Raw genomic sequence first — 14,810 nt, forward strand, 5'->3', positions numbered from 1 at the left:
AATGATATATGATCCCGCCCGGGCCAATCCGCTTTTCGGCAATCCGCTGAAGACACGCGACGACCTCGCCAAGGCCGTCATCGACCTGTTCGAGCCACTCCTGCCGTATTTTTCCGAAGGCGGCGCCCGTGTGCGCCTGGGTGCTGCCGGCGCGATCTTCGACCGGGCAGCGGCCGACCTGGAGGGGTTTGCCCGGCCGCTCTGGGGCATCGTTCCCCTTGCTGCCGGCGGCGGCCATTTTCCGCATTGGGATCTCTATCGGCGTGGGCTGGCAAATGGAACCAACCCCGCCCATCCGGAATATTGGGGCGATCTGGCCGACCGCAACCAGCGGCTGGTCGAGCTCGCCGCCGTCGGTTTCGCGCTGGCGCTCGTCCCTGAGCACATCTGGGAGCCGCTCGACGATGGCCAGAAAGAGACGGTCGCCGCTTATCTGCTGGCCGCGCGCGAACTGGAATTCATTGACAATAATTGGAAATTCTTCCGTGTCCTGATCGACCTCGGGCTGGAGCGCGTTGGTGTTGCCTTCGACAAGGCGAAAACCGTCGTCTATCTCGACGAGTTGGAAGCTTTCGACCTCGGGGAAGGCTGGTATCGCGACGGGCCGGTGCGGCGGGTCGACCATTACATCCCCTTCGCCATGCATTTCTATGGCCTGATCTATGCGGTGCTGGCGCGCGGCGACGAGGCGCGCAAGGACCGTTTTCGGAATCGTGCCCACACCTTTGCCGGGGATATCCGCCACTGGTTCGGCCCCGACGGCGCGGCACTTGCCTTCGGCCGCAGCCAGACCTACCGCTTCGCGGCCGGCGGCTTCTGGGGCGCGCTGGCTTTTGCCGGCGTCGAAGCGCTGCCCTGGGCTGAGATCAAAGGCTATTACATGCGCCATATCCGCTGGTGGTCGGCGATGCCGATTGCCGACCGCGACGGCGTGCTCTCCGTCGGCTACGGCTATCCGAACCTTTTCATGAGCGAGAGCTACAACTCGCCCGGTTCGCCCTATTGGGCGCTGAAATTCTTCCTGCCGCTCGCCCTTTCCCAGGACCATCCCTTCTGGACCGCCGCGGAGGCGCCGCAGCCGGATTTCCCGGAGCCGGTGGCGTTGAAGCCGGCGGGAATGATCGCCATGCACACGCCGGGAAACGTCGTCGTGCTCTCGTCGGGGCAGCAGCACGACAAGATGCTCGGCGCAAACGAGAAATATTCGAAATTCGTCTATTCCACCCGCTATGCCTTCAACATCGAAGTCGACGACCGGAATTTTTCGGCCGCGAGCTTCGACGGCATGCTCGGCCTCTCCGACGACGGCGTCCATTTTCGTATGCGGGAAAGCCTCGAAGACGCGCTGATAACAGGCGACCGGCTCTATTCGCGTTGGCGCCCCTGGGACGATGTCGCCATCGAGACCTGGCTGCTTCCGGCAAACCCCTGGCACATCCGCATCCACCGCATCGCCACGCCGCGCGCCCTCAGCACCATCGAGGGCGGCTTTGCGATCGAGCGCGCTGATTTCAATGCCGACTGCTCCGATGTAAGACAAGGCCGCGCGGTCTGGTACGGACAGACCGATGTCAGCGCGATCGTGGATCTATCGCCCGATCCGAGGGCCGGCCATGCGATGAGCCCGATCCCGAATACCAACCTCATCCACGCCAAGACCCTGCTGCCGCAGCTGCGCGGTGACATCGCCCCCGGAACCACCGTGCTCGTGACCGCGGCGATGGCCCTGCCCAACCGCGAGAACTGGGCGGAGGCGCTCGACAACCCGCCCGCCTGCCCTCGCCTCGACCAGGTGGAGCGGCTCTTTCGCGATGACGGCAGTCGGGTGCCGGCATTCGCCCTCCGGCAGCGACTTGGGATCGGGTCTTGAGCATGAGCACGAGACCCGCTGAAATAGGCCGGCCCTCCCTGCCTCAGGTTTTTGCGCGTCCATCAAATGCCTGCGGAAGAATGCCACAGCGTCAGCATTGAATTCCCTGTCGAACGCGGTGCGGTCGAAGTCTGGTCCAATGTCAGCAACGCGCATTCAATTTAGCTATGGATAATATTTTCGAATTACTCGATAGTTATATTTATATCTTCAACTAATGAATAAGAAAAATCCACTCTTCGCAACATTGCTGTAATGAATCCGGCAAAGCGCAGGAGCTACTCAGCTTTCATTTTACGAGATCTTGAGAGGAGGATGCAATGCCTACCATAATGGTCTGTCACGACGTCAAAGACACGAAACACTGGCTCGCTTCACCCGTTCGCAAACAGGTATTGGAACCTATCGGCGTCACGAACATTCGCACGTTTACAGACCCTCAAACGTCCAACCACGTTGGTTTGGTCATGGACGTTGCAGACATGGAAAAGCTGATGGCCTTCATGCAGACCCAGGCCGCGGCGGATGCCATGGCAAGTGACGGTGTCTTGCCCGAGACCATGATATTCCTAGTTCAATCGTAACGCACATCGCCACGAGGGTTGGCGGGAGGATAATATGACGACGTTATTCGTGAGGCACGAAGTCTCTGACTATGCCGCCTGGCGCAAGGTATATGATGCATTTAATCATGTGCAGAAGGCCAATGGGGTGACGGCGCAAGCCGTTTATCGCGCCATCGACAATCCGAACGATATTACCGTCACCCACGAGTTTGCCACGCTGGAAGCGGCTCAGGCGTTCAGCAAGCTGGACGAGTTGAAGACGGCAATGCGCACGGGAGGCGTGCTCGGCGCCCCGACGGTATGGTTTACCAACAAAACGTAAAATCGGCCAAAACGACCTCCGCGCTGCGCAGCCGAGACCGGGTCGACACATTGCATGAAAGGGGCGCAGTGCGACCCGGCCGATTGTCGACCTTGGTGACTGTTGCCAGCGAATTGCCAAACTTGTCCGCGCTCCTATTGCCCATTCCTGATGTCGCGCAGGAGGTTGAGGCGGTGCTGGTATTTTTCCGTTTTCTTACCGGCTTGTTCGGCCTGCCGGAGATTGTCTTCGAGATCGGCCTGTTTGACCGGCAGGGCCAGCGGGTTTGATGCCGCACGTCTGACGAAGTCGTCGTTCGGCTCGTCCGGCCGCCGCGTCAAAGCATCCACAGCGGAGATAATCGCCGGCGGAAAACCTTCCTCCCTCAGCCTGTCGAGCGTCCACCTGCTTCCCTTCTCGACGACGTCATGAAGGTAGGCGACCGTTCGCCTCTCCTCGCCGGAAACGAGAAGTGCCACCCGCTGACAGTGTTCGAAGAACGGCCGCTCGGTTTTGTCCGCCTGCCCTTCATCCGCTTCGAGAGCGATTTGGATGGCGTGGTCGAGATGCTGCATGGGATTTACGGCCCTTCAGTCTTCCTGATCTTCCGCTGAGACGGCTTTTCGCCTGTCGTCATCTCTATATCAGGCACGCGAAACCCGGCCGCCCGGCCGAGCTTTGCCGGTCGCCGATCGAGATCGCCGCTCTCGCCGGCACCTTGAAGCAGCGCCGCATCATCCCTGTCGTCTTCATCGAGCAGGTTCTGGAGCGTCTCATGCTCGTCCTCGCCGGCCAGTTCGTCGCAGGCTTGCAGCCAATGACGCTGGTCCGCGCCATCCGGGCGGCCCTCAGCCTCCCAGATTTCGTAGGCACGACGACGTATCTGCTCGTGCTTATCTGTAGCCATGATCTCCTCCACGCATTTGATGAGCCGGTCAGGGCGTATTGATGGTTGGAAGAAAATCCTCCACCTGTTTACGCTCATCCTTTGAAAGCGTCTCTACCCGTTCCCTCCAGAACCTTTCGGCCTCCGGCGGATCTTCATCCCATTGGCGGACATCGGTGATGTTGTCGTCAATTTTGGACCGGCGGCGGCCACCGAGGCTGAGATATTCCCTCGCAAGCTGCAGGCTTGGGGTTTCGGTGTCGCTTCCGCGGCCGAGCACCGAACCGGCGTTGCGCCGAGCCGCCGTCAATATCCGGTTGCGTTCGGTCTCAGCACGTTCCGTGTCAGCGGAGCGAGCGTCGTCGGTGCCGCTCTCCGGCGGTACATCGGATTTGAAAGTCGCCATGGATCACCTTTCGCGGTTGTGATCCGATAACCCCCGCGGGCGGCGAGAGTTCCGCGTGGGAGCGTGTGATTTGAAAGAGCCATCGACCGGGACGGCCGGTCTGCCATCAATGAACGGCCATGCTCACCATGCGAAAGGGGTGGACAGCCTCGAACTGCGAGATTATCGCCGTTGCCTGCTGCAAGACGAGCTCGGCATTCTCGGGATCATCGCGGGCAAGTTCATCGGCGTTGATACGGATCGCTTCGGCCATGTCGTTGGAAATTGCTGCAAAATGCGTATTGCCCTCGACCAGCGACTCACGCGCCGTACCCTCCAGCATGCGCGCGATATCGATGAAGATTTCCTCACGCTCCTCAACACTGAGGTTTCTGATGAGATTGGTGATTTCTTCCATTTCCGTCACTCACTCCAAAATATGGGGGACCGCGACCGAGTTCATTGAGCTTCGATCACCAACGAGCTGAGAACCCCAAAATCCGGTTCAAGTCTCGGTGCGGCTTGAACCTTTCAACTCGAGGGTGACAACCATCCATTATTGCGAACGCGGGAGTCGATCTTCTGTTCCCTGGAGGGGTCTGACTGGCGGTGAGGCGGCGCGCGGATTCTCCGGAACGAGTGAGCGGTAACTCAATCCCCTACGGGCAGAACTGCAGAGTGGCCCCAAGCCGCCATAGATAAAGGATGGTGTCAGCGAGGGTGCGGTCCGGTGGTTTTCCCTCGGAAAACGGTCATCTGTTCCTGCTGCACTTCATTTTCATCATTCAGAACGGCGCGCCAAAGTCTGTTACCAAGCCGAAGCGACACCCGCTTGGTACCCTCGTGTTCAGCGGTGCCGATTTCCACGGTGCTGACGACGGAGCCATGTCGCATGTGGCGGCGCAGATCGGCCAGCGACAGTCCGAACCGTTCCGCGAGTTCGGATGAGTCGAGGATAAAATCCCCATTCGGATCGCGCTCGATCAACACCGGCTCATTCTCCCTTCTGCTTGGCAATCTACGGCCATCGCTCAGGCCACGGCCGAGATCGGGGCGCTGTCGTTCGGCAGCAGCCGCGCCACCGCGCTCAGGAGGTCGGTCTGCGAGATCAGGCCGAGGATCCGGTAATCGTCATCGACAATGATGACGGCATGCGTGCGCCCGTCCGTCAGAACGGGCAGCAGTGACAAGGCCGGATCCGAAGGCCTTGCCACCGCCGGTCTGGAAATTGCACCGGCGATCGTATCGCTGCTGGTCGACAATTCCCGCAAGCCGACGCTGCCGATCAGGCGGCCCTCCGGATCCTTCACCGGTAGCGTACGGATATTGTGCTTCAAAAGCAGGTGCCGTGCAGCATCCGGTTCTGCAGCTTCGCCGACGGCAATCACGTCCCGCGACATGATGTCGGCACAGGTGATCTTGCCGTTTGAGCGGATCGCCGCTTGCAGTTCGACCTGCTGCAGCAGCCGGCCGAGATCGGCGCGATCGATATCGAAGGTTTCGTCAAGCGCCGCAAGGGCGGCATCGACATCCTCTTCGCGAAAACCGACCCGCACCGCGGACGGCAGGTCGACCGTGCGATGGGTGTTTTCCGCGGGTTTTGGAACGACATGCGGATAGTTTCGCCTGGAAAGCTTGTGGAACAGCAGACCAAGACCGACGAGGATGCAGGAGTTCAAGGCGACCGGCACGAAGGGAAAGAGAAAACCCCACCCGGCGACGACGGGGCCGCCGAGGACGGCAGTAAGGGCTGCGGCTCCTCCCGGCGGATGAAGGCACCGGGTGAAAGACATCGCACCGATGGCAAGCGATACCCCGACGCCGGTCGCAATGATCGGGTCGCTGATGAAATAGGCGGCGATGATTCCCATCAGGGCGGAAATTGTGTTGCCGCCGATGATCGACCACGGCTGCGCAAGCGGGCTTGCCGGTACTGCGAAAAGAAGCACCGCAGACGCCCCCATCGGCGCGACGATCAGGGGAAGATGCGGCCCCTGCCCGAAAAGATAACCGCTGATGACGCCGGTGAGGCCAATGGCCACCAAAGCGCCGAGACATGCGATCAACCGCTCCCGCAAGGTCGCGCCAGCCAAGATCGGTGAAAACAGACGGAAGCGACGGAAGCGGCTCGGTCCCACCTTCGGGGAAACGGGATACTGCATGACAAGACCAATTTTGAGCGAGGATTATCTGGTGAATTGAGGAAAGACGTGCGGGCTAGTTTGTCGCCAGCCTGATATCTCTGCCTTTCCCAGCGCTGAGGACTTCGTGGAATGCGTTGAATGCGCTTGGGCGATCGTTCTTACGGTAGACGAGCAGAGTCTCGACAGGCCCGAGTTGGTAGGCCTGGACAGGGGGCGGCCAGTGCATGAGGTCGAGCACGGATTTCGGCATGACACCGGCGGTGTTGCCGGTCGCAACGCTCGCCAGGATCGCATGGTAGGAGCCGAGTTCGCTGGTCGGCAGGGCGTTCGACTTGCGCGCCCAGTTTTCGGCAATCCTGCGATAGGTGCAGCCGGGTTCCAAAGCGGCAATCGCGCCGACGCGGAGGTCGGCAGCGGACTTGATCGGCGGATGCCCGGGCGGCAGCACGATCAACAGGTCTTCGACAAAGAGCGGCTCCCTCTCCAGCCCCCTTATTTGGGCATCGAAAGCCTCGTCTTCGCCGCGCATCGTCTTCGGGGGGCGGGCAATCAGCGCACAATCCAGCGCATCGGCCGCGACGGCGCGGGCGAGATCGCGGGATGCGCCCATCGTCAAATGAAGCGACACATCCGGCCACATCCGCCTGAATTGCGTCAGCGCCGCCGGCAGCCTGCTCGCCGCCGTGCTTTCCATGGTGCCGACACGCAACGTTCCCGACGGGGCGAGAGGCCGCACGGCCTGGCGCGCTTCAAGCGCAAGCGCCATTAGCCGGTTTGCGTAGGCAAGGAAGGTCTCGCCCTCCCGTGTCAACGTCATCTTCTTTCCGTCACGGCTGAAGAGGGAAACGCCAAGGTCCTCTTCCAACTGCTGGACGCGCGTCGTCACATTCGACGGCACCCGCCCGACGGCCTTGGCCGCCCTGGTAACGCTGCGATCGCTGGCAACGGCGAGGAAGATTTCGATCGACGAAAGGTCCAATGAAAGGATCTCATTTCCGGAATTAAGGAGAAAGATAATTCTCTATATAAAAATCATCTCCATAGCTCAAGCCGGTTTCGGCAAGCGCTCAATCGTGCTTTACGTCCGTATCGCGGTGCGAGCCGCTTGCTCGAGCGAAGCTGTTGCCGAAAAAAGGATCGCGACGGCGAGGAAATAGCCAGGCAGGCCGCAACATTGCCTCTGCCGCATGCCGCTTCAAGCGTTTGAGGCTGGCACGGGGTTTGCATCTGCAATTCTATCTGCAGATCGATCGGCGCCGCCCCATGTTGCATCTTGTCTTGACCTGTCTTCTTCTCAGCATTGCTTCCGGCTTGAGCATGCGACGCTTCCTTCTGCCATATTTCCCTGGCGGCGATCTCGGCGAAAAGTCTGCGCCCGTAACGATCGTCGCAAGCGCCGTCTTTCTGGCGACACTGGCCTTCACCGTCTCCGATCAGGACCTTTGGGCAAAATCCGTCATCCTGTTGATTGGCCTGTTGCTGGCGGCCATGTTCGATGATGGGCGACCCAAGCTGACGATCGCGCTTTCCGCCCTCAGCCTAGCGATCTATCTGGGCTTGCGTTCGATCAACTGAGTCATCTTTTCCGGTCGACGGCACCACGGACGCGGCCCAGTGCAGATCGAACGATACAGCCTATGTCTGGGTCTCGAAACTCCTGTTGAGGCGCTGCATCCAAAGACGAAAATCGTTGGTGAGCATGGCCACATCATGCAGCACTCCGCGATGAGGGATGGGCACCCGGAAACGTTTCAATCCAGACTAGTCCGGATCGTTCGATAGGATTCACTGGCGATGCCTGCGCAAAAACAACGATCCACCAAATCCTGGCCGCTTTCGGCAAATAAAGCCTGAGCCTCCCTCTACAGTGATTGCTGCGGCGCCACGCCCACCTTGCGTCGACAGGGCTCGGCCGCAATGCCTATCTCCCGAACCCATTCGCAAGAGCTTGCTCATCAGCCTGTGAGGACCTGCCATGAAGACCTACAAGATCGCCCTTCTGCCGGGAGACGGCATCGGCCGTGACGTGACGGAAGCTGCCAAGGCAGTGCTCGAGAAGGCGGCGGCACGAAACGGATTTTTGTTCGCCACATCAAGCTATCCCTGGTCCTGCGACTACTATCTGGAGCACGGCAGCATGATGCCCGGCAATGGCATCAAAACGCTGAGTTCCTTCGATGCCATTCTGCTCGGCGCCGTCGGATGGCCTCGCAAAGTGCCTGATTCCGTGTCACTGCACGGACTTCTGCTGCCGATCCGCAAGGCTTTCGTGCAATATGCCAATATCCGTCCGCACCGGCTGCTGCCGGGTGTGCAGGGACCGTTGCGGTCGGACAAATTCGACATCCTCTGTATTCGTGAAAATACCGAAGGCGAATATTCCGGCGCCGGTGGCCGCGTCCACCAGGGGACCGACAGCGAGGTGGCTGTGGAGACCTCGATCTTCACCCGCAAGGGGGTCGAGCGCATCCTGCGTTTCGGCTTCGAGCAAGCGCGTGCGCGACGCGGCAAGCTTGCCTCGGTGACAAAATCCAACGCCCAGAGATACTCGATGGTTTTCTGGGACGAAATCACCCAGAGGCTTTCGGCGGAATATCCCGATGTCGAGGTGACAAGCTACCATATCGACGCCATGGCCGCCCGCATGGTCATGGCGCCGGATAGTCTCGATGTCGTCGTCGCTTCAAACCTGTTCGGCGACATCCTGACCGACCTTGGCGCCGCCATCCAGGGCGGACTGGGCTTTGCAGCCTCCGCCAACATCAATCCAGATCGCTCGGCGCCGTCGATGTTCGAGCCCGTCCACGGCTCGGCACCGGATATCGCCCATCTCGGCATTGCCAATCCGATCGCCGCCATCTGGTCGGGCGCAATGATGCTGGAGCACCTGGGAGAAACGACTGCCGCCGCAAAGGTGATGGCCGCAATCGAGGCGACGACGGCACGCGGCATCGGCTCGGTTCCCGGCAAGGACAGGACGGATGCGATCACGTCGGCGGTGCTTTCGGCGCTCGACTAGAGCACCGCGGCAATAGCGCGCAGCGGATTCTGCGATCGTGCGCTTGAAAGCCAAGCGATAGCTTCAATCATCGTCGTGATGGTGATGCGATGGCAGGTCGAGGCCGAAGGTGTTGACTAGATCGGCCACCTGCCCCGGGCTGAGGAAGCGCGGATTGAGGTTGCGCAACAGCAGATAGAGCTTCGCCGTTTCCTCCAGTTCCTCGGTGGCGAAGACCGCCGCTTCCAGGCTGTCGCCGGCAACGACCGGTCCGTGATTGGCCAGAAGCACCGACGAATATTTGCCCGCCAGCCCGCGAATGGCGTCGGCCACATCAGGGTCGCCAGGACGGTAATACGGCACCAGCGCGGTTTCGCCGGCGCGCATGAGATAATATGGCGTCATCGGCGGCAGGACGGCGCGCGGGTCGATCTCCGGCAGCATGGTCAGCGCCACCGCGTGGGTGGAGTGAAGATGGACGATGGCGCGGGCGCTGCCGCGCGTATCGTAAAGCGCCGTGTGCAGCGGAATTTCCTTGGTCGGCTTGTCGCCGGACAGGAGTCGGCCTTCCGCGTCGAGCCTGGAAATCCGTGCCGGATCGAGAAAGCCGAGCGAGGCGTTGGTCGGCGTGACCAGCCAGCCGCCATCCTCCAGCCGCAACGATATGTTGCCCGACGAACCGGGCGTCAGCCCGCGCTCGAACAGCGAGCGGCCGTATCGGCAGATTTCCTCACGCAGACGCGCGTCGGGCATGACAGTTCCTCCAATATTACGCAGTTGCCCCTTCGATCAGTTCAAAGCCGAGATCGACGGCCTGCGGCGGTGCGTTGGTGACGACCATCTGCGCCGCGATCTGTCCCGTCGCCACGCGCGGCGTGCGGATGGTCGACAAGGGCTGCGGTGTTGCCCGGCCGATATCGAGGCCGTTATAGCCGAAAATGGCGAGCTTCGAGGGGATCGCGATCCCTTGAGCCAGACAGTGAAAATAGCCGCCCAGCGCCATGTCGTCGTTGGAGAAGTAAACCGCATCGAGTTCGCTTGCCCGCGCAAGCAGCCGCTCCAATCCCAGCCTGCCGTTTTCCACGGACGACGCGCCCGCGAGAATTTCACGGGCGACGAGCGGGGTGCCGTGTGCATCGAGCGTTTCGCAAAAGCTGGAAAACCGCTTGCCGGCACGGGTATCGCGCATCAGATCGTGACCGACATAGCCGATCCGGCGATAGCCCCGCTTGAGCAGGTAGCTGGCACTTTCCCGCCCGGCCGCACGGTTCGAGAAGCCGACGGCGATATCGAGAGCATCGCCGTCCAGATCGAGCAGTTCCACCACCCGGCAGCCGCTGGCGCGCAGCATCTTCACCGTACCCTCGGTATGCTCGCATCCCGCCAGCATGACCGCCGCCGGCCGCCAGGCGAGCATCGCGGCGGCGAGCGCTTCCTCCTTGCTCGGATCATAGTCGGTGACGGAGAATACCGCCTGGTACCGGTTTTCCTCCAGAACGGCGCTGGCGCCGCGCAGCACATCGGGAAAGACGATGTTGGAGAGCGACGGGATGACGAAGGCGACAAGGCGCGAACCAGTGGAGGCCAGCGTCCCCGCAATCCGGTTCGGCACATAGCCCAGCCGCTCGACGGCAGCCATCACCCGTTCCCGGGTCCTGCCGGAAAACGAACCATGGTTGCGCAGCACGCGCGACACCGTGCTTTCGCCGACACCGGCCGCTTCCGCGACCTCGGCAAGCGTGACCGTCGCCTGATGTTTGAATTCCATCGTTACGTTTGAACCCAGCTTTCGAGGTGATCGCTCAGCCTGTCCGCCTATGACCCGAGCTGACCCCATTTTTCACCGCTCCCGCCAAGAAGCAAGGTTTTTCTGGCAGCGCTACCAATTCGCTGTTGGCAGCGCTGCCAAATTGGATTAATGAAAATGGTAGCGCTGCCAACGTGCCGGGCATGCCCGGTGCGCGGGCCGTTTCTGCTAGGTTATCTGAAGGACTTCACCGGGAGCAGCAGCGCCGGCATGTATCTGCTGGCGGCTGCACTGCATCGGCTCGCTGTGACGGTTCCGGCGAAAAGCGTCGCTGAACCACAGCCCCTCCGGGATGCCACCCGGAGGGGCGCAAAGCTTTCCTCTTAAGACTGGAGAACCTCCTCATGTCACTGCTTGCTGAAAACCCGGGCTCGACCGTTGTCGCGGCCGTTATCGGTCTTGGTTCGATGGGGCTGGGAATGGCCCGGTCGATGAAGCGCGCAGGTCTCGACGTCATCGGATATGACATCACGCCGGCGGCGGTGGACCGCTTCATCACCGAAGGCGGGCGCGGCGTGGCAACCCCCGCCGATGCGGCAAAGGATGCCGACATTGTCGTCTCCGTGGTCGTCAACGGCGCGCAAACCGAGGCCGTGTTGTTCGGGCCTGAAGGCGTTGCGCATGTGATGAAGCCCGGCACCGTCTTCATCTCGTCGGCTACCATGGATCCCGCCGTCGCGCGCGATCTGGCGCAACGGGTGGAGGCTCTCGGCCTGCATTATCTCGACGCGCCGATTTCGGGCGGCGCCGCCAAAGCGGCGCAGGGCGCACTGACGATCATGGCGTCCGGCTCCAGACAAGCCTTCGACACTGCGCGCCCGGGTCTAGACGCCATGGCCGCCAAAGTCTACGAACTCGGCGACACCGCCGGCAAAGGTGCCGCCTTCAAGATGATCAACCAGCTTCTCGCCGGCGTGCACATCGCCGCCGCCTGCGAGGCGATAAGTTTTGCCGCCAAGCAGGGCCTCGACCTCGACAAGGTCTATGAGGTGATCACGGCTTCGGCTGGCAATTCGTGGATGTTCGAAAACCGCGTACCGCATGTGCTGGCCGGGGACTATACGCCACTCAGCAGCATCGAGATTTTCGTCAAGGATCTCGGTATCGTCCAGGACATGGCCCGGTCCGAGCGCTACCCGGTACCGCTCGCGTCAGCCGCTCTGCAGATGTATCTGGCTGCGGCAGGCGCCGGCATGGGCCGTGACGACGATTCCTCGCTCGCCCGGCTCTATGCCCAGCTTTCCGGCGCCGAATTGCCCGGCTCCGCCAAAGAGCCGCAAAGCTTGTAAAAGGAACTCTAGACATGCCGCTTTTCGCCGCCAACCTGACGATGATGTTCAACGAATGGGCGTTCCTCGACCGCTTCGACGCCGCAGCCGATGCCGGCTTTGCCGCCGTCGAATACCTCTTCCCCTATGAGGCCACGCCGGAGGCAATCGCCGAACGGCTTGCCCGCAACAATCTGCAGCAGGCCCTTTTCAACCTGCCGCCGGGCGACTGGGCAGCCGGCGAGCGTGGCATCGCCGCCCTTCCCGGACGGTTCGATGCGGTCAAAGCCGATGTCGAGCGGGCACTGGATTACGCTGCAGCGACGGGTGTGAAACGGTTACATTTGATGGCCGGCATCGCCGATCGCCACGACGAGGATGCCTCCTCCTGTTATCGGCGTTCCGTCACCTACACGGCCGAACGGCTCGCGGAAAAAGGCATTGATCTCCTGCTCGAGCCGATCAACGGGCGCAACATGCCGGGATATTTCCTCAACGATTTCGGTGCGGCCGAGCAGCTGATTGCCGAATGCGGCTTGACGAACCTGAAGCTCCAGTTCGACATCTATCACCGTCAGATCATCCATGGCGACGTCGTCATGGCGCTGCGGCGCCTGCTGTCGATCACCGGGCATATCCAGATCGCCAGCGTGCCGTCCCGCAACGAGCCGGACGGGGAAGAACTGAACTATCCCTATCTGTTCGGCGAAATCGACCGCCTTGGATATGATGGTTTCATCGGCTGCGAATATATCCCGCGCGGCCGCACACTGGACGGTCTTGGCTGGTTCAAACCTTTTGCACGGAGCTAGACGATGGCTATTTTGCTCGGATCGATCGCCGACGACTATACCGGCGCCTCCGACCTCGCCAACACACTGACGAAGAACGGCCTGCGCACGGTGCAGACAGTCGGCATCCCCGACCCGTCGCTGGCGCTACCGGATGTCGACTCCGTGGTGGTTTCCCTGAAAATCCGCTCGGTCCCCGCCTCGGACGCCGTGGCGGCCGCGACCAGCGCCGAGCGGTGGCTGCGCCAGCGGGGTGCCGGCCATGTGCTTTACAAGATCTGCTCGACCTTCGATTCCACCGATGCTGGCAATATCGGCCCGGTCACCGAGGCATTGAGCGAGGCGGCCGGCGGCGGCTCCGTGCTGGTGACACCCGCCTTCCCGGAAACGGGACGCACCGTCTATCTCGGCCATCTCTTCGTCGGCGGACAGCCGTTGAACGAAAGCCCGCTCAAGGACCATCCCCTCAATCCGATGCATGACGCCAATCTCGTGCGGGTTCTCACCCGACAATCGCGCAATGCCGTCGGAGTGGTCGATCTCACAGCCGTCGCGGCCGGACCCGGCGCTGTCAGGGCAAGGCTCGACGACCTGCGCGCGGCAGGCGTCACCATTGTTATCGCCGATGCGATTTTCGAACGGGATCTCGAAACGCTCGGCGAGATTGCATTGGAAACACCGGTATCGACAGGTGCGTCCGGTCTCGGCCTCGGCCTTGCCCGCGCCCTCGTCCGCTCCGGTCGGATATCCTCCGCCGGTGCAACGACGGCGGAGGCCATTCGCCCCGTGGGCGGGCTTTCCGCGATCGTTGCCGGCAGTTGCTCCAAGGCGACGCTCCGCCAGCTCGACATCGCCGAACGGTCGATGCCCGTGCTGCGGCTCGATCCGGAGCGCCTGCTTGCCGGCCCGGATGAGATCGCCGCAGCGATTTCCTGGGCCGGAGACCGCATCGCCGCCGGCCCCGTGGTAATCGCCGCAAGTGCCGCGCCGGAAACCGTGTCCCGGCTGCAGGCGCTCCACGGACGAGAGGCCTCCGGCCACGCGATCGAGACCGCAACATCGATCATAACAGCCGAACTGGTGGAGAGAGGCGTGCGCCGCCTCGTGGTCGCAGGCGGCGAAACCTCGGGCGCTGCCGTCGACAGGCTCGCCATTCCAGCATTTCTGATCGGACCGGAGATTGCACCCGGCGTGCCGGTGCTGCGCACGGTCGGCAATGCCCAGGGCGACATGCTTCTGGCGTTGAAGTCAGGAAACTTCGGAGGCGAGAATTTCTTTGCGGCAGCACTGGCGATGATGCACTGACCTGTCCGGCGCATGCAGCATCGCCAAGTGCCGGCTTAAAGCATGTCGCGCAAAAGTGTGCAGCGGTTTTGCGGCAACGACATGCGTAAAACAAAGAGCTAAAGCGTAAGGAGCGAATCTGAAAGATCGCGACGCGCTTTAGGCGCCGATGGTCGGGAAGGCCTCCGATCATTCTGGAATAGCCAGGGATAGCCTGGCAACAAAAGCCCCTGCGCCGCAATTCGCCCCAAAACCCCGAAGCTTTGCGAAAACGGCGTCAGGGCCCGGTGCGCGGCATCTCCGATTGGGCTTGGAAATAACCTCGTTATCCCCGGCGCTCATCGGCGCGCAGCCGCCGCCCGCATCGACGCAGCAGGCCTCGTCCGGCGCAAGCACCTGACGCTGGACGAGGCGCTGACAGCCCAGGACGCGTGTGGCCGACACAAGCCTGAGAATATCGCGAAACCGTCAGATTCGGTATTTTGTGCCGCCATATGCCGCCTTTCAGGA

General features: G+C 61.6%; 17 protein-coding genes. 8 read left to right on the plus strand and 9 right to left on the minus strand.

Translation table 11 applies throughout. The features are described from left to right. Position 1 precedes the first annotated feature (1 nt). The 3 genes from QMO82_RS06125 (at position 2) to QMO82_RS06135 (ending at position 2,758) form a co-directional block, all read left to right on the plus strand. Positions 2 to 1,870 carry a DUF2264 domain-containing protein gene (locus QMO82_RS06125; protein ID WP_183609272.1) on the plus strand — a complete coding sequence of 623 codons (1,869 nt, stop codon included), beginning with the start codon at positions 2 to 4 and terminating at the stop codon, positions 1,868 to 1,870. Between the two features lie 320 nt (positions 1,871 to 2,190). Further along, the gene (locus QMO82_RS06130) at positions 2,191 to 2,454 is read left to right on the plus strand and encodes a hypothetical protein (protein WP_183609273.1); all 264 of its coding nucleotides are present in this window, start codon (positions 2,191 to 2,193) and stop codon (positions 2,452 to 2,454) included. A 34-nt stretch (positions 2,455 to 2,488) separates the two neighbouring features. Next, a complete protein-coding gene (locus QMO82_RS06135; protein ID WP_183609274.1) occupies positions 2,489 to 2,758 on the plus strand; it encodes a cyclase in 270 nt (89 codons plus the stop codon). Between the two features lie 134 nt (positions 2,759 to 2,892). Here QMO82_RS06135 and QMO82_RS06140 read toward each other — a convergent pair whose 3' ends face one another. From QMO82_RS06140 to QMO82_RS06170, 7 genes are all read right to left on the minus strand, one after another. After that, a complete protein-coding gene (locus QMO82_RS06140) occupies positions 2,893 to 3,312 on the minus strand; it encodes a metal-dependent phosphohydrolase (protein WP_183609275.1) in 420 nt (139 codons plus the stop codon). 5 nt (positions 3,313 to 3,317) lie between these two features. After that, positions 3,318 to 3,644 (minus strand): DUF2934 domain-containing protein, encoded by a 327-nt coding sequence (locus tag QMO82_RS06145; protein ID WP_183609276.1) that lies wholly within the window; start codon positions 3,642 to 3,644, stop codon positions 3,318 to 3,320. Between the two features lie 28 nt (positions 3,645 to 3,672). Continuing rightward, positions 3,673 to 4,029, minus strand: coding sequence for a hypothetical protein (locus QMO82_RS06150; RefSeq protein WP_183609277.1), 357 nt, complete (start codon positions 4,027 to 4,029; stop codon positions 3,673 to 3,675). A gap of 106 nt (positions 4,030 to 4,135) precedes the next feature. Beyond that, positions 4,136 to 4,426 carry a hypothetical protein gene (locus tag QMO82_RS06155; RefSeq protein ID WP_183609278.1) on the minus strand — a complete coding sequence of 97 codons (291 nt, stop codon included), beginning with the start codon at positions 4,424 to 4,426 and terminating at the stop codon, positions 4,136 to 4,138. A gap of 293 nt (positions 4,427 to 4,719) precedes the next feature. Further along, a complete protein-coding gene (locus tag QMO82_RS06160) occupies positions 4,720 to 4,998 on the minus strand; it encodes a DUF6522 family protein (RefSeq protein WP_183609279.1) in 279 nt (92 codons plus the stop codon). A 41-nt stretch (positions 4,999 to 5,039) separates the two neighbouring features. Next, positions 5,040 to 6,170, minus strand: coding sequence for an HPP family protein (locus tag QMO82_RS06165; RefSeq protein ID WP_183609280.1), 1,131 nt, complete (start codon positions 6,168 to 6,170; stop codon positions 5,040 to 5,042). A 55-nt stretch (positions 6,171 to 6,225) separates the two neighbouring features. After that, a complete protein-coding gene (locus QMO82_RS06170) occupies positions 6,226 to 7,131 on the minus strand; it encodes a LysR family transcriptional regulator (RefSeq protein WP_183609281.1) in 906 nt (301 codons plus the stop codon). Between the two features lie 284 nt (positions 7,132 to 7,415). On the opposite strand from QMO82_RS06170, the gene QMO82_RS06175 reads away from it, so the two are divergent. Together QMO82_RS06175 and QMO82_RS06180 are read left to right on the plus strand one after the other, a co-directional pair. Further along, positions 7,416 to 7,727, plus strand: a complete 312-nt coding sequence (locus QMO82_RS06175) for a hypothetical protein (protein WP_183609282.1) — start codon at positions 7,416 to 7,418, stop codon at positions 7,725 to 7,727. A 400-nt stretch (positions 7,728 to 8,127) separates the two neighbouring features. Continuing rightward, positions 8,128 to 9,171 carry a tartrate dehydrogenase gene (locus tag QMO82_RS06180; protein WP_183609283.1) on the plus strand — a complete coding sequence of 348 codons (1,044 nt, stop codon included), beginning with the start codon at positions 8,128 to 8,130 and terminating at the stop codon, positions 9,169 to 9,171. A 63-nt stretch (positions 9,172 to 9,234) separates the two neighbouring features. On the opposite strand, the gene QMO82_RS06185 is transcribed toward QMO82_RS06180, so the two are convergent. Further along, a complete protein-coding gene (locus tag QMO82_RS06185; protein WP_183609284.1) occupies positions 9,235 to 9,903 on the minus strand; it encodes an aldolase in 669 nt (222 codons plus the stop codon). Positions 9,904 to 9,919: 16 nt separating this feature from the next. Then, the gene (locus QMO82_RS06190) at positions 9,920 to 10,918 is read right to left on the minus strand and encodes a LacI family DNA-binding transcriptional regulator (protein ID WP_183609285.1); all 999 of its coding nucleotides are present in this window, start codon (positions 10,916 to 10,918) and stop codon (positions 9,920 to 9,922) included. Between the two features lie 383 nt (positions 10,919 to 11,301). Here QMO82_RS06190 and ltnD point away from each other — a divergent pair, with 383 nt between their 5' ends. Genes ltnD through otnK form a run of 3 tightly spaced genes read left to right on the plus strand, consistent with a single transcriptional unit; the run spans position 11,302 to position 14,321 of the window. Beyond that, entirely contained in the window at positions 11,302 to 12,246 is a 945-nt protein-coding gene (gene ltnD, locus QMO82_RS06195; protein WP_183609286.1) for an L-threonate dehydrogenase, read from the plus strand. Positions 12,247 to 12,260: 14 nt separating this feature from the next. Then, complete coding sequence (gene otnI, locus QMO82_RS06200; protein ID WP_183609287.1) at positions 12,261 to 13,037, plus strand: 2-oxo-tetronate isomerase; 777 nt, start codon at positions 12,261 to 12,263, stop codon at positions 13,035 to 13,037. Between the two features lie 3 nt (positions 13,038 to 13,040). After that, positions 13,041 to 14,321 carry a 3-oxo-tetronate kinase gene (gene otnK / locus QMO82_RS06205; RefSeq protein WP_183609288.1) on the plus strand — a complete coding sequence of 427 codons (1,281 nt, stop codon included), beginning with the start codon at positions 13,041 to 13,043 and terminating at the stop codon, positions 14,319 to 14,321. Positions 14,322 to 14,810 lie beyond the last annotated feature (489 nt).

Source organism: Rhizobium sp. BT04, from assembly GCF_030053135.1.
In the GTDB taxonomy this organism is placed as follows: Bacteria; Pseudomonadota; Alphaproteobacteria; order Rhizobiales; family Rhizobiaceae; genus Rhizobium; species Rhizobium binxianense.

Coding starts and splice junctions, on each gene's coding strand:
- QMO82_RS06155 (WP_183609278.1), bottom strand. CDS start 4,426: ATGGAAGAAATCACCAATCTCATCAGAAACCTCAGTGTTGAGGAGCGT.
- otnI (WP_183609287.1), top strand. CDS start 12,261: ATGCCGCTTTTCGCCGCCAACCTGACGATGATGTTCAACGAATGGGCG.
- QMO82_RS06130 (WP_183609273.1), top strand. CDS start 2,191: ATGCCTACCATAATGGTCTGTCACGACGTCAAAGACACGAAACACTGG.
- QMO82_RS06175 (WP_183609282.1), top strand. CDS start 7,416: ATGTTGCATCTTGTCTTGACCTGTCTTCTTCTCAGCATTGCTTCCGGC.
- ltnD (WP_183609286.1), top strand. CDS start 11,302: ATGTCACTGCTTGCTGAAAACCCGGGCTCGACCGTTGTCGCGGCCGTT.
- QMO82_RS06135 (WP_183609274.1), top strand. CDS start 2,489: ATGACGACGTTATTCGTGAGGCACGAAGTCTCTGACTATGCCGCCTGG.
- QMO82_RS06180 (WP_183609283.1), top strand. CDS start 8,128: ATGAAGACCTACAAGATCGCCCTTCTGCCGGGAGACGGCATCGGCCGT.
- QMO82_RS06165 (WP_183609280.1), bottom strand. CDS start 6,170: ATGCAGTATCCCGTTTCCCCGAAGGTGGGACCGAGCCGCTTCCGTCGC.
- QMO82_RS06150 (WP_183609277.1), bottom strand. CDS start 4,029: ATGGCGACTTTCAAATCCGATGTACCGCCGGAGAGCGGCACCGACGAC.
- QMO82_RS06140 (WP_183609275.1), bottom strand. CDS start 3,312: ATGCAGCATCTCGACCACGCCATCCAAATCGCTCTCGAAGCGGATGAA.
- QMO82_RS06145 (WP_183609276.1), bottom strand. CDS start 3,644: ATGGCTACAGATAAGCACGAGCAGATACGTCGTCGTGCCTACGAAATC.
- QMO82_RS06190 (WP_183609285.1), bottom strand. CDS start 10,918: ATGGAATTCAAACATCAGGCGACGGTCACGCTTGCCGAGGTCGCGGAA.
- otnK (WP_183609288.1), top strand. CDS start 13,041: ATGGCTATTTTGCTCGGATCGATCGCCGACGACTATACCGGCGCCTCC.
- QMO82_RS06125 (WP_183609272.1), top strand. CDS start 2: ATGATATATGATCCCGCCCGGGCCAATCCGCTTTTCGGCAATCCGCTG.
- QMO82_RS06185 (WP_183609284.1), bottom strand. CDS start 9,903: ATGCCCGACGCGCGTCTGCGTGAGGAAATCTGCCGATACGGCCGCTCG.